Origin of the sequence: Paenibacillus sp. FSL W7-1088 (assembly GCF_037969855.1) — a bacterium.
In the GTDB taxonomy this organism is placed as follows: Bacteria; Bacillota; Bacilli; order Paenibacillales; family Paenibacillaceae; genus Paenibacillus.
Genome location: NZ_CP150216.1, coordinates 5,907,452 through 5,932,258, shown reverse-complemented (window position 1 = coordinate 5,932,258; position 24,807 = coordinate 5,907,452). Strand labels below are relative to the sequence as shown.

General features: G+C 48.4%; 23 protein-coding genes and 1 pseudogene. 23 read left to right on the top strand and 1 reads right to left on the bottom strand.

The window, feature by feature from the left end; genetic code table 11:
- Positions 1 to 165: 165 nt before the first annotated feature.
- The 21 genes and pseudogenes from MKY42_RS26795 to MKY42_RS26695 all read left to right on the top strand — a co-directional run.
- The gene (locus MKY42_RS26795; RefSeq protein WP_090904474.1) at positions 166 to 1,809 is read left to right on the top strand and encodes an ABC transporter substrate-binding protein; all 1,644 of its coding nucleotides are present in this window, start codon (positions 166 to 168) and stop codon (positions 1,807 to 1,809) included.
- Between the two features lie 42 nt (positions 1,810 to 1,851).
- Positions 1,852 to 2,784: an ABC transporter permease gene (locus MKY42_RS26790; protein WP_090904473.1), complete on the top strand. Its 933-nt coding sequence runs from the start codon at positions 1,852 to 1,854 to the stop codon at positions 2,782 to 2,784.
- Between the two features lie 55 nt (positions 2,785 to 2,839).
- Positions 2,840 to 3,757: an ABC transporter permease gene (locus MKY42_RS26785; protein WP_090904472.1), complete on the top strand. Its 918-nt coding sequence runs from the start codon at positions 2,840 to 2,842 to the stop codon at positions 3,755 to 3,757.
- A 24-nt stretch (positions 3,758 to 3,781) separates the two neighbouring features.
- Positions 3,782 to 4,327 (top strand): NADPH-dependent FMN reductase, encoded by a 546-nt coding sequence (gene ssuE, locus MKY42_RS26780; RefSeq protein ID WP_090904471.1) that lies wholly within the window; start codon positions 3,782 to 3,784, stop codon positions 4,325 to 4,327.
- A gap of 70 nt (positions 4,328 to 4,397) precedes the next feature.
- Entirely contained in the window at positions 4,398 to 5,270 is an 873-nt protein-coding gene (locus tag MKY42_RS26775; protein WP_063566647.1) for a LysR family transcriptional regulator, read from the top strand.
- 68 nt (positions 5,271 to 5,338) lie between these two features.
- Positions 5,339 to 6,400, top strand: coding sequence for an LLM class flavin-dependent oxidoreductase (locus MKY42_RS26770; RefSeq protein WP_339846032.1), 1,062 nt, complete (start codon positions 5,339 to 5,341; stop codon positions 6,398 to 6,400).
- A 214-nt stretch (positions 6,401 to 6,614) separates the two neighbouring features.
- Entirely contained in the window at positions 6,615 to 7,730 is a 1,116-nt protein-coding gene (locus MKY42_RS26765) for an amidohydrolase (protein ID WP_339853114.1), read from the top strand.
- 800 nt (positions 7,731 to 8,530) lie between these two features.
- Complete coding sequence (locus tag MKY42_RS26760; protein WP_339846030.1) at positions 8,531 to 9,364, top strand: diaminopimelate epimerase; 834 nt, start codon at positions 8,531 to 8,533, stop codon at positions 9,362 to 9,364.
- Positions 9,365 to 9,391: 27 nt separating this feature from the next.
- Positions 9,392 to 10,186 (top strand): nicotianamine synthase family protein, encoded by a 795-nt coding sequence (locus MKY42_RS26755; protein ID WP_339846027.1) that lies wholly within the window; start codon positions 9,392 to 9,394, stop codon positions 10,184 to 10,186.
- Between the two features lie 30 nt (positions 10,187 to 10,216).
- Complete coding sequence (locus tag MKY42_RS26750; protein WP_339846024.1) at positions 10,217 to 11,518, top strand: opine metallophore biosynthesis dehydrogenase; 1,302 nt, start codon at positions 10,217 to 10,219, stop codon at positions 11,516 to 11,518.
- Positions 11,519 to 11,589: 71 nt separating this feature from the next.
- The gene (gene nikA / locus MKY42_RS26745) at positions 11,590 to 13,179 is read left to right on the top strand and encodes a nickel ABC transporter substrate-binding protein (protein ID WP_339853112.1); all 1,590 of its coding nucleotides are present in this window, start codon (positions 11,590 to 11,592) and stop codon (positions 13,177 to 13,179) included.
- Positions 13,180 to 13,192: 13 nt separating this feature from the next.
- Entirely contained in the window at positions 13,193 to 14,125 is a 933-nt protein-coding gene (opp1B, locus tag MKY42_RS26740) for a nickel/cobalt ABC transporter permease (protein WP_339846022.1), read from the top strand.
- A complete protein-coding gene (opp1C, locus tag MKY42_RS26735) occupies positions 14,125 to 15,012 on the top strand; it encodes a nickel/cobalt ABC transporter permease (protein ID WP_339846020.1) in 888 nt (295 codons plus the stop codon). The genes opp1B and opp1C overlap by 1 nt, the downstream gene beginning before the upstream one ends.
- The gene (locus tag MKY42_RS26730; protein ID WP_339846018.1) at positions 14,993 to 15,838 is read left to right on the top strand and encodes an ABC transporter ATP-binding protein; all 846 of its coding nucleotides are present in this window, start codon (positions 14,993 to 14,995) and stop codon (positions 15,836 to 15,838) included. The genes opp1C and MKY42_RS26730 overlap by 20 nt, the downstream gene beginning before the upstream one ends.
- Complete coding sequence (locus MKY42_RS26725; RefSeq protein ID WP_339846016.1) at positions 15,804 to 16,568, top strand: ABC transporter ATP-binding protein; 765 nt, start codon at positions 15,804 to 15,806, stop codon at positions 16,566 to 16,568. The genes MKY42_RS26730 and MKY42_RS26725 overlap by 35 nt, the downstream gene beginning before the upstream one ends.
- Positions 16,565 to 17,761 (top strand): MFS transporter, encoded by a 1,197-nt coding sequence (locus MKY42_RS26720; protein ID WP_339846014.1) that lies wholly within the window; start codon positions 16,565 to 16,567, stop codon positions 17,759 to 17,761. The genes MKY42_RS26725 and MKY42_RS26720 overlap by 4 nt, the downstream gene beginning before the upstream one ends.
- A 26-nt stretch (positions 17,762 to 17,787) precedes the next feature.
- Positions 17,788 to 19,014, top strand: coding sequence for an MFS transporter (locus MKY42_RS26715; RefSeq protein WP_339846012.1), 1,227 nt, complete (start codon positions 17,788 to 17,790; stop codon positions 19,012 to 19,014).
- Between the two features lie 241 nt (positions 19,015 to 19,255).
- Positions 19,256 to 20,452, top strand: a complete 1,197-nt coding sequence (locus MKY42_RS26710) for a GTP-binding protein (RefSeq protein ID WP_090904460.1) — start codon at positions 19,256 to 19,258, stop codon at positions 20,450 to 20,452.
- Between the two features lie 29 nt (positions 20,453 to 20,481).
- On the top strand, positions 20,482 to 20,751 hold the full coding sequence (gene rpsN, locus MKY42_RS26705; protein WP_090904459.1) for a 30S ribosomal protein S14: 270 nt from the start codon (positions 20,482 to 20,484) through the stop codon (positions 20,749 to 20,751).
- A 5-nt stretch (positions 20,752 to 20,756) separates the two neighbouring features.
- Positions 20,757 to 21,050 carry an NAD(P)-binding domain-containing protein gene (locus MKY42_RS26700; RefSeq protein WP_090904458.1) on the top strand — a complete coding sequence of 98 codons (294 nt, stop codon included), beginning with the start codon at positions 20,757 to 20,759 and terminating at the stop codon, positions 21,048 to 21,050.
- Between the two features lie 100 nt (positions 21,051 to 21,150).
- Positions 21,151 to 21,408, top strand: a pseudogene (locus MKY42_RS26695) (GTP cyclohydrolase, FolE2/MptA family); the annotation flags it as partial.
- Between the two features lie 147 nt (positions 21,409 to 21,555).
- Here MKY42_RS26695 and MKY42_RS26690 read toward each other — a convergent pair.
- Positions 21,556 to 22,617, bottom strand: coding sequence for a helix-turn-helix transcriptional regulator (locus tag MKY42_RS26690; protein ID WP_090904455.1), 1,062 nt, complete (start codon positions 22,615 to 22,617; stop codon positions 21,556 to 21,558).
- A gap of 590 nt (positions 22,618 to 23,207) precedes the next feature.
- On the opposite strand from MKY42_RS26690, the gene modA reads away from it, so the two are divergent.
- Positions 23,208 to 24,080, top strand: a complete 873-nt coding sequence (modA, locus tag MKY42_RS26685; RefSeq protein ID WP_339846006.1) for a molybdate ABC transporter substrate-binding protein — start codon at positions 23,208 to 23,210, stop codon at positions 24,078 to 24,080.
- Entirely contained in the window at positions 24,077 to 24,760 is a 684-nt protein-coding gene (modB, locus tag MKY42_RS26680; protein WP_090904453.1) for a molybdate ABC transporter permease subunit, read from the top strand. Before modA ends, modB begins: the two co-directional genes overlap by 4 nt.
- Positions 24,761 to 24,807: the final 47 nt, after the last annotated feature.

Genomic DNA, 24,807 nt, shown 5'->3' with positions numbered 1-24,807 from the left:
TGCGGAAGGTGCCGAATGACGCTGTAAAACCAAGTTAACAGATAGGTTATGTTAATAATCTATAATTCATTAAATCATCAAATCATCAAATCATCAAATCATCAAATCATCAAATCATTAATTCAATGAATCAATGACACCTGTATACACAGAGGGGGAAGCTATATGAACAGGTCTATCTCATGGATGAAATATATGGCATTGGCGGCAGTATTGGTGCTGGTATTATCCGGTTGCGGAGCGGCAGGTAACTCGAACAGTGCAGTTCAGGCTTCCGGTGGGGAGCAGGCGGCTGGGCAAGCAGAAGGTGGGAACCTGACCTACGCACTCGCCACATCGCCGGATACGCTGGACCCGCATCGAAGTGGCCTTGCCGTAACCGTACGTGCGATCCGAACGATCTATGACAATCTGGTGGTACAGCTGCCGGATGGCTCCATCAAACCTTGGCTCGCCAAGGAGTGGAGTGTATCGGAGGATGGCAAAAGTTATACGTTCAAACTGCGTGAAGATGTGAAGTTCCATGATGGCACACCATTTAACGCGGAAGCTGTGAAGTTCAATCTGGATCGGGTAATCGATCCGACCACCAAAGCCGCCAATTCCCTTGCCCTGATTAGACCTTATAGCTCCTCGGAGGTTATTGATGAATACACCATCAAGGTGAATCTGGAACAGCCTTCGCAAGCTTTTCTCGGTAACTTGAGTCAGGCCCTGCTGGGGATTGTATCTCCTACGGCCGCCAAAAAGTATGGCGATCAACTGGGTAAAAATCCGGTGGGGACCGGTCCGTATACTTTCGTGAAATGGGATGAAAATGCGGATATCGTTGTCGCCAAAAACAGGGATTACAACTGGGCTCCTGCAACCGTTGAAAATGAAGGTGCTCCTCATATTGATACGATTACGTTCAAAATTGTACCGGAAGAAGCAACGCGCATCGGCAGTGTACAGAGTAAGCAGGTGCTTGCCGCCGAGACCGTTCCGCCGCAAAATATTGCAGCCCTGAAGAACGATCCGAACCAGCAATTGCTGCAGGCCAATACCGTTGGTTTGCCATATACCCTCTTCTTCAATCTGCGCAAAGCGCCTTGGGATGATGTGAAAGTCAGACAGGCGGTGCAATCTGCAGTTGATGTGGAATCCATCGTGAAGACACTGTATCTGGGCAACTACGAACGCGCGTGGTCTGCACTGTCTCCGGGAATCCTCGGTTATGATGCCTCCCTGGAAGGAAGCATCAATCCGGATATCAACAAGGCCAATCAGCTGCTTGATGAGCAAGGTTGGATCAAGGGAGCAGATGGCATTCGTGAAAAAGATGGTAAGAAGCTGACTCTGCATTATGTGGACGGTTCGCCGAACCGGGAGAAACGCAACGACATTGCAGCGATTATTCAGCAGCAGCTCAAGCAGGTGGGTATAGCTGTTGAGGTTGAAATTACGAAGGACGTTGCTACGGTCATCTATCAGAACTGGGATTATGATCTCTATGGCAACAGCCAGGTTAACTCTGATCCGAATGCACTCTATGCTTTCTATCATACAAGTGCAGAAGGTGAACGTCCGACCTTATCAGGCCTATCCGATCCGAAGATCGATAAACTGCTGGAACAGGGAGCGGTGGAGACTGATTCGGATAAACGCGTGGATATCTATAATCAGATTCAACAATATCTGATCGAGCAGGCTGTAATTCTACCGATCTATGTGTTCCCTTATACGGTGGCTGCATCCAAGTCGGTGCAGGGTATCAAGTTTGATTCACTTGGGTATCCGTTGTTCAATGATGTTCGGATTCAGCCATAACACGAAATGTCAATTATGCAGACAGGAAGGAGACGACCCGGTATGGTTCAAACGATACTGACAAGACTTGCTACATCGCTTCTGGTTATTTTCGGAGCTTCGGTGCTGGTGTACTGCATCATGTATCTGCTGCCGGGTGATCCGGTCCTGCTTATGCTGGACCCGTCATCGGCAACACCCGAGATGATTCAGAACCTGCGGGTCCAGCTGGGTCTGGATCAGCCGTTTTATATCCAGTTTGCCAACTATTTCGGAGACATGCTGCGTGGGGATTTCGGCAAATCAATGATCAATTCCGACCCGGTGCTGCCCAAAATACTGGAACATTTCCCTGCCACACTGGCGCTGACCGCGCTCAGCTCAATCATAGCGATAACCATTGGCATTACGCTCGGCGTACTGTCGGCCATTCATCGTAATGGCGTGATTGATTTTATCGCCCGGCTCGTTGGATTGTTTGGCATCTCCATGCCTACCTTCTGGACCGGCATTCTGTTGATCCTGTTGTTCTCGGTTCAGCTTGGCTGGTTCCCGGCGATGGGCTCCGACGGATTCAGTTCATTGGTGCTTCCTGCTGCAACACTGGGCCTCGTAGGTGCGGGTTTCATCGTACGGATGGTGCGTAACAGCATGCTGGAAGTGGTGAACGAACCTTTTATCGTGGCATTACGAGCAAAAGGTCTTTCACAGCGGACCATCATGTACGGTCATGCGCTGCGTAATGCACTGATTCCTGCGGTGACGGTCATCGGCATGTTGATTGGTGATTTGCTTGCAGGAACCGTCGTGGTGGAGACGGTCTTCTCCAGACAGGGCATCGGCAGAATTATCGCGGATGCATTGATGGCCAAAGACCTGCCTGTTGTGCAGGGCGTAGTCTTTTTTACAGCAATTATTTATGTCGTGTTGAATTTACTGGTGGATATCTCTTATGCGTACATTGATCCCAGAGTTAGGCGTGCAGTCCGAACGTGAGGACGGATGGAACAGTCTGAAACATCTGAACGCGTAGTGAGGAAGGAGGAGTCTTATGAGCATGAAACCATTGGTGGGTGATGAAAAAGGTTGGACGGCCAGAACAGGGCGTTTACGCCTCTGGAGTCGCCGTCCCCTGCGTCACCGCGTCTCATTCGCGGTGTCCCGTTTATTCTTTTATGCAGCTTTGCTGGTCGTGGTGTTTACCGTCACTTGTGCAATCGTGCCGGGCTGGATTGCTCCTTATGATCCAACTCAGATGATGACGGATGCCATCCTGCAGGCTCCCTCTGCTGCGCACCTGTTTGGGACCGATTATTTTGGCAGGGATATTTTCAGTGTGGTTGTGCATGGCAGCAGGGACTCACTGCTGATTGGATTTGCCTCGGTGCTGGTGGGTGGTCTTGTGGGCAGTGCTCTTGGCATTATTGCCGGCTATGCCGGAGGTGTATTGGATACCATCACTATGCGGGCCGTCGATATTCTGATGGCTGTTCCAGGCGTGTTACTGGCATTATCCGTTGCGGCAGCGTTGGGGCCTGGACTACTTAACATTGCACTGGCTGTTGCGGTATCCTCCATTCCGGGATATGCACGGGTGATGCGTGGGCAGGTCATGTCCGTTAAAGGTTTGCCTTTTATTACAGCTACACGTTCACTTGGGGGCTCCAATGCCCGTATTTTCTGGAAGCATGTACTGCCTCATTCGTTGTCACCGTTGCTGGTTATGGCGACGTTGGGCGTGGGTACCTCCATTCTGACAGGCTCGGGACTCAGCTTTCTAGGACTTGGCGTGTTGAAGGAAATTCCGGACTGGGGAGCGTTGCTCTCGCAAGGGAGAGGTTATCTGACGGTTGCCTGGTGGATCTGTACCTTCCCGGGACTCGCAATTACCATGTTTGTACTGGCGGTTAATCTGATTGGAGACGATATTCGCGATCGGCTGGACCCCAAAGTAAATGGAGCGGATTGACCGCTATTCCAAGGAGGAATCATGATGTCACATGTCGTTATTATTGCCGGATCGCCTTCCAAACGTTCGCGTCTGACAGGCCTTACGGATTACAGCAGCAATAAATTAAGAGAGGCTGGCATTACCGTTGAGGTAATTCATGTAGCCGACCTGCCCGCGGAAGATCTGGTACAGGCGAAGTTTGATAGCTCTTTCATTCGGGATGCGCTCGCTGTTGTCGAAGCCGCGGATGCAGTCATTGTGGCAACACCTGTATACAAAGCATCGTACTCCGGTGTGCTGAAGCTGTTCCTGGATCTGATTCCACAGGAAGGACTGCGGGGCAAGCTGGCTCTTCCATTAGTCATCGGCGGCTCGATTGCCCATCTGCTCGCCATCGATTATGCATTGAAGCCTGTTCTGGCAGCACTTGGCGGAAGGCATATTCTCGGCGGAGTATACGCAGTTGATCAGGGAATTGATCGACTCGATGATGGAAAATATGCGCTTTCGGCAGATATCACTACACGATTGGATCGTTCTCTGGAAGAATTGATATTGACTCTGGAAAAGAATGGTATTACGATATGATAAAACCAAGTAAATACATTGGATAAATAGATATAAATAACGTCTGCGGACGTGGATTCGGGGGGCGCTTATGAATATTGAGAACATTGAAGCGTTTGTATATATCAATCATTACGGAAGCTTCAATAAGGCTGCCGAGGTACTTTTTTTGTCCCAACCTTCTGTCACCGCTCGTATTCAGTCCCTTGAACGTGAACTCGGCTGCAAATTGTTTGACCGTCTTGGCAAACAGATTGTGCTCACGGAAGAGGGGAGAAAGTTCCTTCCCTACGCCCAGCAGGTGCTGCAAGTGATTCAGAAGGGCAGACAGAAGATACAGCAGCGTCGTACAACGCCCGATGCACTTCGACTCGGCAGTACGGTATCCGTATCCAACTATGTCATTCCAGACTTTCTGCCCAAAATCAAGGAAGCTTACCCTGAGGTGAACATCAAACTGACTACAGCGACGACGGATCAACTCGTTGCCAAGCTGCTGGGTCAGGAAATCGATCTTGCTTTTGTGCGGAAAGTCATGCACCCGGCGATCCGTACGGTTGCTTTTTACGAAGATCCAATCCAGCTATACGTGTACAAAGGCCATCCATTTATTGAACGCGGGCATGTGAGCATGGAGGCAATCAGGAATGAGCAGCTGGTCTTTTTTGAATGTGGTTCACTGGACTGGCTGCGCATTCACCGGGCCTTTGACTCGCTGGAACACCCGCCGGATATTACATATCACGTGGATAATTCGGAAACGGCGAAGAAGCTGGTGAAGCAAGGAGCAGGTATTGCGTTTCTCCCAGGTCTGACAGTGCAAAAGGAAGTGCAGGATCAGGAGCTGTTCCCCATTCAGGTACATGAGGTTGCAGGTGTATCGTTGCAGATCAGCGTCGTTACGTTAAAAGAAGAACATTCGCCTTTTGCAGAGCCTTTCGGGGAACTGCTGCGGCAGCTATAGAGACTTATTAATGAAGTAAGCACAGATTTAAAAAGTCAGGTTCGGCATGATCGAAGGAGGAGAATGTGATGGGTATTCGTGTTGGCATATTGGATCAAACCCCGATCTATGAAGGGGAGACGCCGATTGATGCTTTTCGGCATACGATTGAATTGGTACAGCGGGCTGAACAGCTTGGATTTCATCGTTTCTGGGTATCGGAACATCATGATTCAGGTCATGTTGCCGGCTCCTCACCGGAAGTGCTCATTTCCCACTTGCTGGCGCATACGGAGCGGATTCGTCTCGGTTCTGGCGGGGTGATGCTGCAACATTATAGTCCCTACAAAGTAGCCGAGAACTTCAATGTGCTTTCGGCACTTGGTCCGGGGAGAATTGATCTGGGTATTGGACGTGCACCTGGAGGATTACCCCGCTCAACACAGGCACTACAGCAAGGGATTCAGGAGGCCGCTTCACTGAAGGAGAAAATCAATCAGGTGAAGCAGTTCATCTATAATGAACCGCATGAAGATGAAACACATCCTTTGGCCGGCTTGAGCGCTGCGCCCGTATCCAAAAACCCGGCCGAGCTATACGTACTTGGGGCAAGTATTGATAGTGCAGGCATGGCAGCAGAACTGGGACTGCCTTATGTATTTTCATTGTTTATTAATAGCAACACGGAGGTTGCTCTGGAGGCTCTGCGTACTTACCGGGAACAATTCGACCGCTCACATGGACGGGAGCCATATGCCATCCTCGCTATATCATTAATTGTGGCGGAGAGTGCGGAAGAAGCCGAAGGACTGGCAAGTGAACATATGCTGGTCAAGATCCATCTGGAGAATGGCAAGGTATTGACGGTTGGTTCCGTTGAGCAGGCAGAAGAATTCGGACGGCAATCGAACGAGAAGTATCGGATCGAGATTCTGGAGCCAAGTGTGACGAGAGGTACGAAGGAAACGGTTGGTTCGGCACTAGCGAAATTTCAGCAGGATTTTGCCGTGGATGAACTGATTGTTACCACGGCCACACGTGATTTTGCCAAACGAATTCGTTCATTTGAATTATTGCGTGAAGCGCTGGATGAGCAGGGACTGGGCGAATTTGCGAATGAGTCGACACCTGCGCAAGCAGTGATCGGTTAGGCATATACATGGTATAGAGCATACCTTTTGAAGTGAAGTGACCCCCGTGTATTATATTAATCCATCTTACATGGCACAGACGATGATAAAAGGAGGCAATGTCGTGAGCAGTGATCTGAAACAGCCTGAGCAACAGGCAAAGCAAGAAGAACAGAGCCGCAAGCATGAACTTTACGTTGGGCAGGATGAAGGATTCGCAGAGCACTTAACCGCGATTCGGCGACATTTGCATCGTAACCCCGAGCTATCCGGAGAGGAATGGGAAACGACAGAAGCCATTCGGGGCTGGCTGGTGGAGGAAGGGGTTCGGATTGCAGATGAATATTCACTGCGAACGGGCCTTATCGCTGAAATTGGGCAGGGCGATGGCCCGGTAGTGGCCTTGCGCGCAGATATTGATGCCCTGCCGATCCAGGAAGAAACGAAGCTGGAGTATGCCTCGCAAGTCGCTGGGCGAATGCACGCCTGTGGTCATGATGCACATACCGCCATTCTGATCGGTGCAGCACGATTGTTGAAACAGATTGAGTCCCGGCTGCCGGGCAAGGTCCGTTTGATTTTCCAGCCTTCGGAGGAGAAAGCGACGGGGGCACGACAGGTTATCCAGAGCGGAGCGTTATCCGAAGTTCAATCTATTTTTGGTTTGCATAACAAACCGGATCTGCAGGTTGGTACGGTAGGTATCCGTGAAGGAGCGCTGCTCGCAGCGGCAGATGGTTTTGTGGTTAAAGTGGAGGGTGTCGGAACCCATGCGGCAGTGCCGGAAGCGGGCATTGACCCGATTGTGGTGGCATCTCATATTGTGACTGCATTACAGGCCATCGTGAGTCGTAATGTCGGAGCACAGGAGAGCGCCGTGATCAGTGTGACCAAAATTAACAGCGGCACCGCCTGGAACGTCATTCCGGAAGAAGCCATATTGGACGGCACCGTACGTACCTTTGACGAGAAGGTGCGTGCCCGGATTCGCGAGCGTTTCAACCAGGTGGTTGCCGGTGTCGCAGCAGCCTACGGGACACGGGCTACCGTGCGCTGGATTCAGGGACCACCTGCCGTGGTCAATGATGCGTCACTGGCTGCTGCGGCGGAGCAGGTCGCGAGCGAGGTGGGGTTGAACAGTATCCGGCCGATACCTTCCCCGGCGGGCGAAGATTTTTCCTTTTACCAAAAGGAGGTTCCGGGTCTGTTCCTCTTCCTCGGAACGTCAGGCCCACACGAATGGCATCATCCTGCATTCGATGTGGATGAACGGGCACTGCCGCTTGGCGCACACCTTCTGGCAGCGCTGGCTGAACAGTCATTGCAGAAGTTGCAGTCAAATGGCGAGTAACCGATAACCGTTACGTGAATAAGTGATTAATTTAATGGTTAATTAATGAGATAATATGCTAATACAATAGCGAATGGACGCAAAAAATGGTGACCTTAACCAGGTGACCGTTTTTTGTTGTTTCCGTATTTTTAATTTCAGCATGAAATGAACATGACCTATCTCTTTGTCGCACATGATCTTCGGGCCGTGGTGAATCGGTGTGATCGGTACTTTTTCTGTATCGGGGAACGATCGTGGAGGAGCTTGAACGGAATTGTCTCTCGGATGCAAAGAATGAATATGCAAAAGCATTGCGGGCATCCGTTATGCCTTTTAATCGTCACTGATGTATCTCTAATTGCAAACGTTGGGCTAAATTGAGTTGACGCAAATACGTCAGATCCATTCCCGTTTACGCATGAAATTACAGTCATAATGCTCACTTTTTGGTATGGAAATATTTGTTGACGCTCCCAAGTGGGATGTGCTATATTTTTCTCGACTGTTAATCGTAATTATTACTATTAAAATTTTTTTTATAAATTATCTACACATTTACATGAACGTAGAGGACAGAAAAAACCTGAAGAAGCGGAGCTAAAAGCTTTCTGAAAGAAAGCTGCATCGCAAGCATACACCTCGCCTTTATCCCCGGATTTTCCCCTTTGAAAAAGGGAATCAAAAAAATCTGGGGATAACAGCGATCGGAAGGTTGTTCTGTCATCGGAGTGGCAAGTGTAAATCTTCTTTAGTTCAATTTATATAAGCTAAGTGAGCTCAGGCTTAATTCCATCACAAGAATAGGAGTAGCGGCTGCGATGAAACAGGAGATTGATTTTATCAAGTTTAATCCCACGCAAAATATGACGGTTCTGGTGAAGACGAATCATCCATCTGAGACATATCCACAAATCGCCGCTCAAATTATGTCCTATGACAATGTATACGCCGAACAAGTGGGGTTCATTGGAGGATCGGTTAAACCGGAGGCGGCTGCCCATTTGGAAATGGCCGGTGGAGAGTTCTGCGGGAATGCCTGCATGGCCCTGGCTGCGTATATCGCATCCGAGAACGAGTTGAAATCCACTGATTTCACAGAAATCATCTTGGAAGTTTCCGGGACAGATCAATTAATCAAGTGTCAGGTGAAGCAGCAGCACAATCAATATTTTTGCCAGGTCACGATGCCCCTTCCTGAGCAGATTGAACAACGAACCGTGAAGTATGAGGGAATCGATATGGATATGGTGATCGTGCGGTATCGGGAGTTCATTCATATCGTCATTGAAGTGGAAGCGTTTGATGAAACGATGAGAAAGAGGGCTCAAGCGCTGGCGCGATTATTAGGCTTAACCTTGGGGGATAAGCTGATTGGCATCTTATTATACAACTCCCAATCGGAGGAGCTGGCACCGCTCATATTTGTCCCGCAGCTGGATAGTCTGATCTGGGAAAGGGGGTGCGGTTCGGGTACAGCCTCGGTGGGAGCCTATCTGGCCTGGAGCAGGCAGAGGGAGATCGTTCAGCATATCAAGCAGCCTGGTGGTGCGATTAAAGTGATGGCTGAGTGGAATGGAGCAGACCTTGAACGAATTACAATCGAAGGATCGGTCGGAATCGTGGCCCAGGGCAAGGCATTTATAGATGCATGATCATGACGAGTTAGAGGAGGAAGAGGAATGGAGACATTGATTGATTTTCAAGCATGCTTGAGTGAATTTTCTGAGAAATTCGATGAGCTGGCAGGCAGATATGATCATACGGTTCAGCACAGCTCAGAGCTGGAGGCTTTAATTGATGACTATTCCACGTTTGTAACGGACAAGCAAAATGAACGAATCTGGGAACAGCTCGATCAGCAGGAATCAGCCAGCATGCATCAACTTGTCCTTGATCTGCGTGATAAATCTGCACGGTGTGTGGCGGTCATGGAGAAATATCGGGCATTGAAGCTGCAAGACGGAGAGGTTGAAATCGCGGATTATTTCAGAAATATAGAAGAATGTATTGAAAAAGAGTTTGGCAGCTTTCATGTCACCTCGGATTCCAAAGTGCTGCTGGTAGGCTCCGGGTCATTTCCGATGACGCCTTTGTTTATCGCCAAGCGAACAGGGGCAGAGGTGATTGGCATCGATATTGATGCAGAAGCTATTACACTCGGGCAGCAGGTTGTGGAGAAGCTGGGTGCGGGCTTGAACATCCATTTGGAGCAAACATTGGTGCAGGACCTTGCTTTTACAAGAAAAGCAACACATATCATTTTCAGTTCCACGGTTGCCAATAAATATGATCTGCTCGATCAATTGCACGCATTGACGAATGAACATGTGGTGGTGGCGATGAGGTACGGTAACCAGTTAAAGTCGTTGTTCAACTATCCGATGAGAGAGACCGACAGCAGCAAGTGGAGAATGGTCGACAATATTCTGCGTCCGGATGATGTGTTCGATATTGCGTTATACCAAAAAGCATAGCTCGCTTGAGCTTGGGAAAGAGAGGTCCATATGAGGGGATTTCAACGAGTTCTGTTGCTCGGAACAGGCCCTGCATCCATTCAGCTGGCAGTAACGCTCAAACAGGAATTCAGTTGTACCATAGGCATAGCGGGAAGAGAATCGGTGCGCTCACAATCTTTTTATGAAGCAGTTCGGCAAAGTGACGGATTTATTGGAGCAAGCATTCAAAATGAAAAGCATCGACCGTTGGCAGGTGAATGCTTCGTCGATCAGGTGTTTCAGGGATATGAGGCCATTGAAGGCGAATGGGATACGCTTATTTTCGCCGTGACAACCGATGCTTATATCGATGTATTGAAGCAAATGAAGGATAACTTCATCAAACAAGTGAAATGCATGATTTTGGTCTCTCCAACCTTTGGCTCCAACCTGCTGGTAAGTCATTATGTGAGGCAGCTGCATGCGGATACGGAAGTGATCAGTTTCTCTACCTATTTGGGGGATACCCGATGGATGAACGACCAACCGTCCAATCATGTCATCACAACTGGAGTGAAGAAAAAGGTCTATATCGGTTCTACTTCAACGCCCTCTGAGCATGTGGGCAGACTGTGCAGGATGTACGAGCGATTGGGTATTGTGCTGGAAGTTTTGCCATCTGCACTCGAGGCGGAAACGAGAAATATTTCTTTATATGTACACCCGCCATTGTTCATGAATGACTTCTCATTGGATGCGATCTTCGGTGTATCAGACACTCGGAAATATGTATATAAAATTTACCCCGAAGGTCCTGTAACCCAATATTTGATTCGGGACATGCGGACACAGTGGAACGAAATGATGACGATCACGGATAGACTCCGTATTCAGGGTGTCAATCTGCTTCAATTCATGACGGATGATAATTATCCGGTACGAATGGAGAGTTTATCACGCCACGATATAGAGAACTTCAATCAGTTGCAGGACATTCATCAAGAGTACTTATTATACATACGGTACACCTCGTTGTTGATTGATCCCTTTTCGGAGCCCAACCCCGAGGGCAAGTATTTTGACTTTTCGGCCGTTCCCTTCAGAAAAATGTTTGTCAATCAGGATGGAGCGTTGGACATTCCCAGAATGCCTAAGGAGGATTATTACCGAATCAAAATCATTCAGGGCATTGCGAGATATTTGCAGGTAAGCTGCCCAACCATCGATTCGTTTATTGCCACCTATGAGGCGAAAATTCAAGAGATCGCTCGCGCTCACCCGGATCAGCATCTATCCAATGCATTTGTCGTTCAATCCTTCGATGAGGACATTCGGATGATCTGCACTGGGCTGGCGAACAGCACGGTTTAATTACATCTCAATTTATATATCTTTTATTATCAGGAGGAAATGTTGTGAAAAAGGGTAGTGCTTTTGGTTTAATGTTGCTGTTATTGTCTGTTATTACCGTGCTCGCAGGATGCGGGCAGGATAAGGGGACAACAACGGAGTCTGCGAATAGCGAGGTCAAGCCGGAACTCATTTATGCATCCGCCAAGGATATTAATGATATGAATCCTCATTTATACACCGGCTCCATGCCCGCACAAGGGATGGTTTACGAATCCTTGGTCGAAAACACGGTCGATGGAATCAAGCCATTACTGGCAGAATCGTGGGATATTTCCGAGGACGGGAAAACGTATACGTTCCATTTGCGACAGGGTGTGAAATTCCATGATGGTGAACCGTTTAACGCTGAGGCGGTCAAACAAAATATCGATGCGGTTCAGGCGAATGCCGAAAAACATGCATGGATTAAGCTGTCCACCAAAATTGTAAGTACAAAAGTCATAGATGAATATACATTTGAACTGGTGCTTTCCGATCCCTATTATCCAGCTCTGGTGGAACTGTCCATGACCAGACCGTATGTATTTATATCACCCAAAGATTTTACGAATGGTGGCACAAAGGACGGGGTGAGCGGCTATCACGGCACAGGGCCCTACAAGCTGACAGGACATAAAATCGATGAGAATGCGACATTTGAAGCCAATGAAGAATACTGGGGCGGCGCACCTGAGATCCAAAAAATCACGTCCAAGGTTCTACCGGCAGGGGAAACGACATTACTGGCATTACAGAAGGGTGAAATCAACTTTATATTCACCGATGATCGGGGAGCCGACAGCATTGATGTTGAAGCCATGAATCAATTGGCTGACTCGGGTGATTTTCAAGTGGTCCGAAGCGAAGCGATGAATACGAATATGATCGTAGCCAACAGCAGCAAGATGGATAATCCTGTCCACGAAACGGCTGTTCGTGAAGCGATATGGGTTGCCATTGATCGGGAAACGATCAGCAATGACATTTTTAACGGAACGCAGACCGTAGCGGACACCTTATTCTCGTCGAACGTTAATTATGCCCATGTTGAATTGAAGAAGCGGGAGTATAATCCCGAGACCGCGAAAGAGCTTTTGGAGAAAGCAGGTTGGACATTAACAAACGGTAAGACAGTGAGATCGAAGAACGGTCAGCCATTAGCTCTGACATTGTATTATGACAGCAATTCATCTTCGCAAAAAACACAGGCGGAATTGATCCAGCATGCCTTAAAAGGATTAGGAATTCAGCTGGAGATTGTTGGTGAGGAATCCACTTCCATCGCGAACAGAAGGGCAACCGGGGAATATGATCTGCTGTTTAATCAAACCTGGGGACTGGCGTACGATCCACAAAGCACCATTTCAGCGTTTACCTCGGATTCCGCCTATAAACATACAACAAGCGGCATAGCTCAGGCGGATGAACTATATAAGAAAATTGATGAAGTCATGGTCTCTACAGATGAGGCAACCCGCCAATCCCTGTACGCCGACATTATGAAAATGGTCCATGATGAAGCGGTGTTTATTCCGATTACCAATGGGCGGGTTACTGTCGTGGCTCCCAAAAATCTGGACGGAATCTCATTCAAACAGACTCAATATGAATTGCCATTTGAGCAAATGAAATTTAAATAGAGCGGGGATGGATATGGGAAGTTATATAGTCAAACGGATATTGCTCGCCATACCCTTGCTGTTCATCATTTCATTGATAACGTTTGTACTCATTAATCTTTCGCCCCTGGACCCCGCCGTAGTTGTATTACAGGCACAGGAGGTTCCTCAGATCACGGATGAATTAATCGCCCAAACGAATGAAGCATTGGGGTTCGATAAACCGTTCGTTATTCAGTATGTAAATTGGTTGATGGCCTGTATGCAGTTGGATTTTGGCAGCTCGTATGTATCCGGTGAACCGGTGTTGTCCCTGATTGGTCCTGCATTCCTGAACACATTAAAATTAACGCTGGTATCATCGGTGTTCATTATTGGATTCTCCATTCTGTTGGGTGTGATCTGTGCCATGAGAGAAGGGAAAGCCGTTGATAAATCGGTGAGAGGCCTCTCGTTTGTCCTGACCGCCATGCCATCTTACTGGCTCGCAGCCATCATGATCTCGACTTTTTCCGTCAAGCTGGACTTGCTGCCTACGAGCGGAATGGATTCGTTGAAAAGCTACATTTTGCCGGTGATTGTAATCACGGTGAGTTATACAGGCATTTATTTTAGAACGGTCCGGAGTTCCATGTTAAGCAACATGAATGAGGATTACGTGCTCTATGGAAGGGCAAGCGGCTTAACTGAGCGGAAGGTGACCCTGCATATTTTGCGAAATTCGCTGCAAGTGGCGGTATCCATATTTTGCATGGCGATCCCCATCGTGCTCGGCAGTACCGTTGTGATTGAAAATGTGTTCGCCTGGCCGGGACTTGGGAGGTTGAGCGTGCGGTCCATCCTCAATCGGGATTTCCCGATGATTCAGGCGTATGTTCTTATTTTGGCCGTAACCTTTGTGCTGTTTAATACGATTTCTGACGTGATCAATGCGGCGATGAATCCCCGATTAAGAAAGGATCTCTAATGCGATTATTAAGAAATTTGAGCAAAGACAAGCTTGCGATGACATCGCTCGCTGTTATTGTGATCATTATTGCTGTGGGCGTATTTGCCCCGTTGTGTGCACCCCATGACCCGGAGGAAGTGAATATGAAGCTTCGATATGCTTCCTCCTCCTGGAGTTATTGGCTAGGAAATGATCACTTGGGCAGATGTGTGTTATCCAGACTCATTTATGGTATTCGTCCCAGTGTGCTAGGGGTTTTGGTTGCCCTGATGATATCTGTTCTGGTCGGAGCTGTTGTCGGATTTATCGCGGGGTACTTCAAGGGGAAGACAGATGCCTGGATCATGAGACTTTGTGATGTCATGCTGTCTTTCCCGGGATACGTCATGACACTGGCGGTGGTCGGTATTTTGGGTGCGGGACTTGAACATATTCTGATCGCGTTTGTAGTCATGAAATGGGCGTGGTTTGCCCGCGTTATTCGCACATCCGTGATGCAGTTCTCCGAGATGGAGTATGTGAAATTCGCCAAAGCCTCTGGCATTGGCAGCTTCAGAATTATAACCAAGCATATCGTTCCGGTAACATTTGCCGATATTGCGGTGATTGCCAGTGGTTCCATGTGTTCGATGATGCTGCAGATCTCGGGACTTTCTTTTCTGGGTTTGGGAATTCAGGCCCCTCATGCCGAATGGGGGATGATGTTGAATGAGACAAGGGAAGTCATGTTCTCCAGACCGGAGTTAATGCTGGCACCTGGACTAGCCATTGTGATTGTGGTGTCGGCCTTTAATTTTTTATCGGATGCACTTCAGGTCGCGTTGGACCCCAAATTAATGACTTCCCAAGGTAAGCTTCGTAAAAAAGAGGTGGGAAAAGCCGTTTATGAATATCGTAGAGGTTAAACATTTGAAGATCTGGGACGCCCATACGGACAAGGTCATTATTCATAACAGTTCATTTCAGGTCAAACAAGGAAGCTGTCTGGCGATTGTCGGAGAAAGCGGAAGTGGCAAGTCCGTCACATGCAGGTCCATTATGCGTTTGAATAAACCCTGGATTCGCCAATCCGGAACGATTCTCTTCAAAGACGAGGACATGGGCCGGCTTTCTGAACAAGAGATGAGACGAAGAAGAGGCAAAAACCTGTGTATGATTCTGCAAAATGGCATGAGTGCGTTTGACCCTTCTTGTGTAATCGGTGTCCATATCCGGGAGACGCTACAGACGCATTTTGACTGGAGCAACAAAGAAAGCGAACGGAAGATCATGAGCGCCATGGAAAGTGTCATGTTAAAGAATCCGCAGGAAATCCTGAATCAATATCCACATCAGCTATCCGGGGGCATGTTGCAGCGCATTATGATTGCATTGGCACTTGTGCTGGAGCCGGATCTGATCATTGCGGATGAACCGACAACGGCGCTGGATACGATCTCTCAATATGAAGTGGTTGAACAATTGATTCGACTGCGCGAGCGAGTGGGTTGTTCCATGCTGTTTATATCCCATGACCTCGGTGTGGTCCAGAAGATTGCAGATGAAGTGATCGTCATGAAAGACGGTGCCATTGTGGAAAGTGGGCATATTCGTTCTGTTTTTACGAAGCCGAAGCATGACTATACGCAATATTTGGTTTCCACCCGGCTGGAGCTGAGCAATCATTTCAGGAAACTGATGCAGGGAGGGGATACAGATGCTCAAGGTGGATGGGATCGAAAAGTCCTATAAACAAGGCGGATTATTCTCCAAACAAAGACAGAAGATATTGAAAAAAGTTTCATTTGAATGCCAGCATGGCGAATGTCTCGGCATCATCGGCGAAAGTGGGAGCGGCAAGTCCACGTTGGGACGTTTGATCCTGGGCATCGAGAAGCCTGATCGCGGGCGTATTTTATTTGAGGGGAAAAACGTGAATGATCGCCGAGTGAGAAGGGGCAGCATCAGTGCCGTATTTCAAAATTATACGTCCTCCATTAATCCGTTTCTTACGGTGGAGGAAGCCATCATGGAGCCTTTGAAAGCTCAAAAAAAAGTGGAAGCGGATAAGCAAGTCAAGGTGGATACGTTATTGCATCAAGTGGGATTAGACTCGTCCTACAGGCTCAAATATCCGCATGAACTATCCGGTGGAGAGGCTCAGAGAGTATGTATTGCGAGAGCCATATCGACTGAACCCCGATGCATTGTATTCGATGAAGCCATTAGTTCTCTGGACGTGTCTGTGCAGATTCAGGTGCTGCGATTGTTAAAAGAATTAAAGCAATTTTATCAGATGAGCTATGTGTTCATTACGCATGATATTCAGGCGGCAGCTTATATTTGCGACAGAGTTATTATTTTCAGGGACGGTCAGATTGAGGAAATGGTGCCTATTGAGCAGCTGAAGCATGTTCAGTCCGATTATGCGAGGAGATTATTAACCTATTTAATTACGTTTCGGGGGGAGGATCAGGGATGAGTGGAGCGATGTCATGGCCGTTTCTGCGTTTGTACATCCTGGTTCTTCTGTATTTTAGTGCAAATGCAATTCTTAATGTCATTATTCCTTTACAGGGTGAATCCCTGGGTGCGAGCAGTACAACCATCGGGCTGATTATGGGGGCCTATATGTTCACGACCATGTTTTTCAGGCCATGGGCAGGTCATATCATTCAAAAGTGCGGACCTATTAAAGTCCTTCGTTTTATTCTGATTATCAATGGATTCGCCCTGATTTTATACACGTTTACAGGGCTTGGAGGCTATCTGCTCGCTCGTATTTTACAGGGGGTATCAACCGCTTTCTTTTCCATGGCGCTGCAGATTGGCATTATTGATGCCCTGCCGGAGAAAGACCGTTCCCAGGGCATTTCCTATTATTCGTTGTTCAGTTATATTCCCGGCATTGTGGGACCTGTCCTGGCGCTAGGGATTTGGCAGACAGGCGGGATGGATTATTTTACAGTGGTTCTGATCGGTATTGCGATCTGCACAGGCGTCTTCGGATATACCGCCAAAATGGACAAGAGCAGGGAGCAGCATCCTGCTGAAAATCCATCGGAGCAGCGCGTAAGTATGCTTCAATCCTTTCGTCAATTGGTGCAAAATCCATTCTTGTTTAGATGCAGTGTGTTGATGCTAAGTGCTTCCGTTGTGTTTGGTGCTATCACGACCTTTATTCCGCTGTACGCCAGTCAATTGCCAAGCGGCAATGCGGGTGTCTATCTGATGCTTCAGGCAGGAACTGTGGTGCTCACCCGGATATTGTTACGTAAAAAAATCCCCTCCGATGGCAGGTGGCACGCACCTTTTATCATGGGAACGATGCTGCTGTTGGCAATAGCCGCACTATGTGTAAGCTGGGCAATCACAGGAGGAGCTGTCCTTTTGTATGTGGGGGCCATCTTGATGGGTATCGCTCAATCCATTCTCTATCCAACGTTAACCACCTATTTATCCTTTGTACTGCCGCAGCTGAATCGGAATGTGTTAATTGGTTTATTCATTGCGACAGCAGATTTGGGCGTATCTCTGGGCGGTGTGTTGATGGGACCGGTCGCTGATTTATCCTCCTATTCGTATATGTACATGATTTGTGCTATCCTAGGGGCGGTAATGATTGCTTTTGCCTATCAACGAAGAAAACCCGTCACAGATATGTCTGTGGGTTAACTGCCAGAAGAAAGTGGGGTAACGGTTTGAGGTCTTCTGTAACGGCGAACGGCAAACTAAACCCGGTATCCTTTTCATTTATCCGGTTTTATCTGTTGGCCTTTTTATTTTTTGCCGCCAATTCGGCTTTGACGATTATTCTCCCTTTGCGGAGTGAAGCCGCAGGATTGAACCAGGCCGAGATTGGCCTGATGATGGGGGCATACATGTTTACGTGTATGCTTCTAAGACCTTTTGCAGCGCAGCTTCTGGGACGTTATGGCCCGCTGCGTGTGAAGCAGTGGCTGTTGATTTTGCATGCCGCAACACTGCTGCTGTTTGTTGGTTTTGGTGTGGAGGCGTATTTGTGGCTGCGGGCGCTGCAAGGTGTAGCTACGGCGTTCTTTTCCATGACGATGCAGGCGGGCATTGTCGAAAAGCTGGAGGATAAGGACCGGGCTCAGGGATTGTCCATGTATACCCTTTTTACGATGGTCCCGTCTCTGGTCATTCCCATACTCGCTATCCAGATCTGGGAAAATGCCAGCGACATCTGGTTTACTATGCTAATGATCGGTTTGGCGGCTCTTCCAATCCTGATCGGCTATAACGTGGACTTGCCCCGAAGCACGGTACAGAATAAATCGTATACGCTCGGGGATATGGTGCGGTCATTCGGCGGCATCTGGCGCAGCACACCACTGTTGATTAGCAGCGTAGTTATGCTGTTTGCTTCATGTGTATTTGGAGCCACGGCGACCTTTCTTCCGCTGTATTTGGTATCGACCGGGAAGGCGAGCGCGGGGGTGTTCTTAACTATCCAGGGATTGGTCGTCATCTTGTGCAGATTCATTCTGCGTAAAAAAATCCCTTCCGACGGCAGCTGGAATACGTGGCTGATGGCGGGGCTGCTGTTATGTGCGGCACTGGGAACCCAGCTGCTTGCTCTGTCGGAGACGATCGGTCCGTTGGTATACCTGTCTGCGGTGTTCAGTGGGTTTGCCGTGGCCTTGCTGTACCCGACATTAACCACGTATTTGTCATTTGTGCTGCCGGCCGATTCCCGATATGTACTGATGGGCATTTTCATGTCCTCGTATGATCTGGGCTTCTCTCTTGGCGGGCTTGCGATGGGGCTAATTGTACAAATAAGCTCGTATTCAACCATGTTTACGATCTGCACGCTGCTATCCGTTGCGGCCATGATTCTCGTCGTGGCTTTCAGGCAACGGATGGAAGCAGGCAATAGGGTTAAATCTGTGGTGATGACGTAATTGTATCCCATCTATAAGAAAAAAATTAAAGGCGTATGGACTGACTTTTCTGGAATTGTATCATTATGATGCGAAGCTGCAGGAGTCAGGTCATAGGCCTTCTTTTGGCTGTTTTTTTCGATTATACATTAAAAATGATTTGACAACAGCGTGCAACAGGATTATAGTCATTGTTGTTAATCGTAAAAATTACTATTAAGGTCGAAAGCATATTGACCACAACCATAAGGAGTAGATACACATGACACAAAAGCAGGTTCCGGTAACAGTTCTTAGCGGTTACCTCGGTTCAGGTAAAACCACCGTTCTTAATCACGTACTGCACAATCGACAGGGGCTCAAGGTCGCGGTCATCGTTAATGACATGAGTGAGGTCAACATTGATGCCGCTCTGGTGAAGGGTGAGGCGACATTGTCTCGTACCGAAGAAAAGCTGGTGGAGCTGTCCAATGGCTGCATCTGCTGCACCTTGCGAGATGATCTGATGCAGGAGATTGAGAAGCTGGTGAATGAAGGCAGGTTTGATTATATCCTGATTGAATCCACAGGCATTAGTGAACCTGTGCCGGTAGCGCAGACCTTTACATATGCCGACGAGGAGTCGGGTATTGATCTGACAAGTCTGGCAAAGCTGGATTGTCTGGTAACCGTTGTGGATGCCCATCGATTCTGGCATGATTTTGCCTCAGGGCAGAGCCTGCTGGATCGGAACCAGGCCACGGGTGAGGAAGATACCCGTGATGTTGTGGACCTGCTGATTGATCAGATTGAGACATGTGATGTCCTGCTGCTGAACAAATGTGATCTGGTCGATGACGTGGAGCTGAACAAGCTTGAAGGTGTCATCCGCAAGCTTCAGCCTAATGCCAAAATCATTCGGACTTTGAACGGACAGGTCAACCCGTCTGGAATTTTGAATACAGGTCTCTTTGACTTCGAGAAAGCAAGCATGTCCGCCGGATGGATTCAGGAGCTGGAGAAGGAATCACATACACCGGAGACCGAGGAATACGGTATTGGCTCCTTCGTGTATCGTCGTCGAAAACCATTCCACCCTTCTCGTCTGGCTGAATTCATGAGCTGCTGGCCGGAAGAAGTGGTGCGTGCCAAAGGGCTGGTCTGGCTCGCGGCTGAAGGGGATCTGGCTGCAAGTCTGAGTCAGGCGGGATCGTCGATTCAGTTTGGCCCTGCCGGGCATTGGGTTGCGGCATTACCGGATGCGGACAAGGAAGAAATTTTGCGTACAGAGCCAGATGTACTGGAAAAGTGGGATGCACAGTGGGGAGACCGTCAGACCGAGCTGGTCATGATCGGGATTGAAATGGAGCGCGCCATCATTGAAGAAGAACTGGACCAATGTCTGCTCAGTGATGAAGAAATGCAGGCCGACTGGGGACTTTTCGACAATCCTCTGCCGTGGCCAGTTGAAGCCGTATAAAAACTAATTTATAAAAGGAGCTGTAAACCGTGGCCAAAAAATCAAAAGTGGTACGTGAAAAACAACGTCAGGCAATCGTAGCGAAATATGCGGAGCTGCGCCGGGAACTGAAAGAAAAAGGGGATTATGAAGCGCTGCAGAAACTGCCGCGCAATGCTTCTCCGACCCGATTGAAAAATCGCTGCGAACTGACAGGCCGCCCGAGAGGATATTTGCGCAAGTTCAAGGTTTCGCGGATTGTATTCCGTGAGCTGGCTCATCAAGGGCAAATTCCGGGCGTCACGAAGTCAAGCTGGTAAGACGCATGCATGATGTATTTGATTATGTTTGTGTAATTGTTGGAGGGGGGCCAGCCGGGATCGGCATGGCCTCTGTCCTGCAGGATCTGGGAATGCCTCGTTTTACCGTGCTGGAACGCAGTGAGGTGGGGGCAACTTTTCTGGCGTGGCCGGAGGAAATGCGTCTGATCACCCCTTCGTTCACAAGTAATGCCTACGGCATGATGGATCTGAACGCGGTGGCTGGAGCAGACGGGGGTACTTTCTGCCCTGACTGGCGCGTTGACGCCGGCACTTGCGATCTTTCGTCTGCCGGGTGATGCCGCGGGCGGTATGTTGTTTTCCATTTTGCGAAAAGACGGGTTGTTGGTGCTGAATCAGGATCAGGGCTCCTTCGTTGAAGACTTGAGCGGGGGCTATTGGAAGGAAGAATTGCTGAATGTGGCCGAATCCAATGGAAGCAGCTGTCTTTATCCCATACTCAAAAGGCCTGATGAGAAACGGGTCACGGAACGTGCATATGAGAACCCGCGATTTGTGGAAGACATCGTCCGGCTGGTGGCGGCAGATCTGTATGAGAAGCACTGGGTAAATAAATTTAAGGTAGACTGCAAAAATGAAGAGTCCATTCATCAGCATGATGCCGTAGCACGTATCGTATATGACAAGTCAAGATAACGATCGTGTGAGGGCAAAGGAATTCATTTTATTTTATATCACTTAACAATATGAATATGAAGAAAAAACAGAAGAACCACCGTCAGAGCTTCAGCGGCGTTTCTTCTGTTTTTTTGTGATTCTATGAGCGATTTAGGCACCATTGCGCTAGACTTCGTACAAAATTTCACCCGTTCGGGATACATCATACCCTTCAAATGATTGCAGTTCCTGCCTGAATTCCGGAGATTGCAGAATGCGCAGTACCGATTCGATCCACCCTTCGTTCCCTTGTTTCTTCAGCATTACCAGATCATAACGTTCCTGAACAAGTGGAATAAAATCAACCTGACCGACAAGTCGTGCAGCCTTCTCGCTGCCGATTCCTACATCGGCTTCACCGGAACTGACCTTGGCAGCTACACCCATATGACTGGTTTCTTCCACGTCATATCCAATCAGATGGGAAGCAGGGATACCATGCAGACGCAATTGTTCATCCAGCAATACACGTGCACCCGAACCTTTCTCCCGGTTAGCCAATCGCAGCTCAGGCTGCTTCAGATCTGTCCAGTTCTGCAAGCCGCGCGGATTACCACGTTGAACGTACAGCCCAGCAGGTCGTGTCAGCAGATTCACGACGACATACGACCAGCCAATCAGGATTTTGCGAATGTAGGGCAGATTATACTCCCCTGTATCTCCATCCAGCAGATGGGTGCTGACCAGATCGGACTCCCCACGGTACATGGAGATCAAGCCGTCGAGACTGCCCATGAACGAACGCAGCGGACGAATATCCCGAGTTTGCTTCTCCATATGTCGCATGAGAATATCGAGGCTGACATCTTGTCCCGTAATGACCAGATGACGTGCCGAATGCGCTGCCGAAGGGTTGCCCGCCATGGAGGTTGGAGCTGCGAATGTCTCTCTGGATAGAGGCGAAGTATTTGCAGCGGAATGAACGGCATGGGGAGTCGTCGGATCATTTTCCGTCCCGGAATAAGATTCAGCGGGGAGAACTGAATCCACAGCGGCCCGGTGCGCTGGCGATTGAAGCTGCTTGGAGCGCTGTTTATACGCTTCCAGATCGGTGGCGTCCACTCGCATTTGTTTACCGACGCGATACGCGACGAGGTCTCCCTTTTTGATTAGATCGTAGACCGTCAGTTTAGATATTTTGAGTAGCTTGGATATTTCTTCGGTGGTATAGGATTGCTCCTCCGTCATCAGTGAAGATCCTCCTTCAAGGTACAGATCATAACTATATAACCTCAACTAATGGATATTTACACTGGCACTCCAATGACAGAACAATCTTCCGATCGCTGTTATCCCCAGATTTCTTTGATCCCTTTATCAAAAGGGGAAATCCGGGGATAGCGTATGCTTCCGATGTAGCTTTCTTTCAGAAAGCTTGTAGGCGAAGTGTATGCTTTCGAAGTAGCTTTCTTTCAGAAAGCTTGTAGGCGAAGTGTATGCTTTCGAAGTAGCTTTCTTTCAGAAAGCTTGTAGCTTCGCTTCTTCAGATTATTTCTGTCCTCTCCGTTATGGTGTAAATGTTAGTTGAACATATATATTCAGATTTTAAACTATATTCGTTCATCAACGCTCATCGTCCCAGATAAACGCTGGCGTCTCTTGTACTATACCATTAACAGCCAGAGGGGATAAACTCGACCAACATAATTCAGCTATAGATGGCTTGCCCTTCAACGAATGCTTCAAAGACTACCTTCCTATTTCAATGATCTTATGTATAATGAAATATAATTAATTATATCTAGTTATAACTAAACATAACATCGGGGGAGAAGTGGATGAAAAAGAGTATTGGATATGTGTTGGGGAGTATGTCACTTGGACTGGCTCTTGTATTAGCCGGTTGCGGTGCAAGTACGGACAGTAAAGATACATCCACAGCAATGGAACAAACCGGTTCAACACCAGCGACATCAGGTGAGAGTTCAACGTCCGGGGCAACAGATCCTCAGGAAAAGGTGGAGCTAACGATCTCAGCGGCAGCCAGTCTGACGGATGCCATGAAGGAAATTGAAACGAATTTTGAAGCTGCGAATCCCAATGTGGAGCTTAACTTCAACTTTGGTGCATCCGGTGCATTGCAACAGCAAATTGAACAAGGCGCGCCAGCAGATGTTTTTGTATCGGCTGCGACCAAAAATATGAACGCGCTCGTGGATGAGAAACTGATTGCCTCCGGTGATCAGAAGAATTTGCTGCAAAATTCATTGGTAGCCATAATTCCAGCGGACAGTTCAGATACCGTAACAAGCGAGAAGGATCTGACGGCGGATTCCATCCAAACCGTAGCGATTGGTATACCGGAAAGTGTGCCTGCGGGAACCTATGCTAAGGAAGCATTGACCAATGCCAAACTATGGGATCAGTTGGAAGGTAAGCTTGTACAAGGCAAGGATGTCAGACAGGTTCTGCAATATGTAGAAACAAGCAATGCGGATGCGGGATTTGTGTACAAAACGGATGCGCTCACTTCTGATCAGGTGAAAATTGCATTTGAAGTGGACAAGAAAAGCTATACACCTGCCAATTATCCAGTAGGGATTATTGAAGGTACGAAGCACCGGACAGAAGCAGAACAATTCTACACGTATTTGCAAACGCCTGAAGTGCTTGATGTATTTGCCAAGTACGGGTTCTCCATTCCGGAATGAATGTGAGCGCAATAGACTGGGCGGTATTCTGGCCACCGGTTCGTCTTTCCCTTCAAGTTGCGCTGTTGTCCAGTGTGATCGCAGCAGTGTTTGGCATCGCTGTGGCCTGGAAGATGTCGCGTACCTCGTTCCGTGGCAAAATTTTTCTGGAAACGGCATTTATGCTCCCACTGGTGCTTCCGCCGACTGTGGTCGGATTTATATTGCTCGTGTTACTGGGGCGTAAGAGCCTGCTCGGACGGTGGATTGAAGCCATCTTCTCCGCACCTGTCATTTTCTCTTGGTGGGCAGCTGTGATTGCCTCGGTGGTGGTTGCGTTCCCATTGGTATATCAGACGATGAAATCCGGTTTTAGCGGGATTGATAAGGATCTGGAAGATGCAGGCCGCTCCATCGGAGCGAATGAATGGCAGGTATTTCGTCATATCTCACTTCCGCTTGCAGGGAGAGCGTTGATGACGGCATTCATCCTGGGTTTCGCGCGTGCACTGGGGGAATTCGGGGCTACGCTCATGATCGCAGGTAATATTCCGGGCAAAACGCAAACCGTACCCACTGCAATCTATGTTGCTGTGGATTCGGGCAATCAGACGATGGCCTGGATGTGGACCGGCTCTATTATTATCATTTCGTTTATCATGCTGCTCTTAACCAGACAGCCCCGCGACGGAAAGGCATGATGTGGGCTATTTAAAGTGAAAGCGATAAGGATTAGCATTAGCATTAG